Origin of the sequence: Chitinophaga varians (genome assembly GCF_012641275.1) — a bacterium.
In the GTDB taxonomy this organism is placed as follows: domain Bacteria; phylum Bacteroidota; class Bacteroidia; order Chitinophagales; family Chitinophagaceae; genus Chitinophaga; species Chitinophaga varians_A.
In genome coordinates this window covers 1-994 of sequence record NZ_JABAIA010000016.1, presented here as the reverse complement: position 1 = coordinate 994, position 994 = coordinate 1, and the positions used below count along the sequence as shown (strand labels likewise).

1 protein-coding gene is annotated in these 994 nt (G+C 54.7%); it reads right to left on the bottom strand.

Features of this window, described 5'->3' with window-relative positions:
• Positions 1–994: AMP-binding protein (locus tag HGH92_RS33390; RefSeq protein ID WP_168875203.1), on the bottom strand; the 994-nt coding region annotated here is incomplete at both ends.

Here is a 994-nt window from a genome sequence, read left to right as displayed (position 1 = left end):
GTCTCCGTTAAGCCGTAAAGGTTCGATAACCGCGCAGTGGTGCCATTGGCAGCCTTCCAGTTCAACACATCACGCCCGTATAAACGTTCTCCTGCCAGTACCACGTAACGCAGGCCGGCAAGCGGAGCACCTGACTCCTGTAAACTGCCGGTGATCAACCGGAAAACAGAAGGAACCGTTTGCAACAACGAAATATTTTCGCTGCGCAACCACTCCACCAACAGCGCCGGATTGTTTTTGATATGGCTGTCGGGCATACAAACAGTGGCACCGCCGATGAGGCCTGTCAGGATATCTTTCAGCGAAGCGTCAAAAGTCATCGGCGCCAGCTGGCTGATGCGGAAACTACCGTCGATGCCCCACTCCCGCTGATGCCAGTGGATGTAATGGCTCAGCGACACGTGGGAACCGATGATGCCTTTGCTCCTGCCCGTAGAACCCGAAGTGTAAAACACATAAGCGCTACCGGACTCATCGTAGTCCAGATCGGGGTTGACTGCGCTGCATACAATATTTTCTATGGGAAGATGATGCTCAAACGACAACGGCAACACGGTGTCCACCGGACTGTCCAGGATAATTACCGTATCGATCTTAACAGCATGGGCAGCCAGCAATTGCTTTAGCGTGGCCGCATGCGCCGTAGTGGTAACGACGGCCTGCATCCCGGTCTCCGTTATCACCTGCAACAGATGATGAACAGCCTGGTCTGCCGACATCGGAACATACACGGCCCCTGCCTTAAAACAGGCCAGCAGCGCAACCACCTGTAACGGACCACCGCCGGCATAAACACCTACATGTTTTTCGTCCCGGTAACCCAATGACAGCAGGCCATGGGCCAGCTGGTTGGCGTAACCGTTCAGGTCATGGTAGCTCATACGAAGCCCATAACCTGCTATAGCCACCCGGTCAGGGTATTGCCGGCACCGTTCTTCTATAACACGGTGCAACAGCGGCTGCGGCGATAAAGGAAGCAGGGTGGTAAACCAAC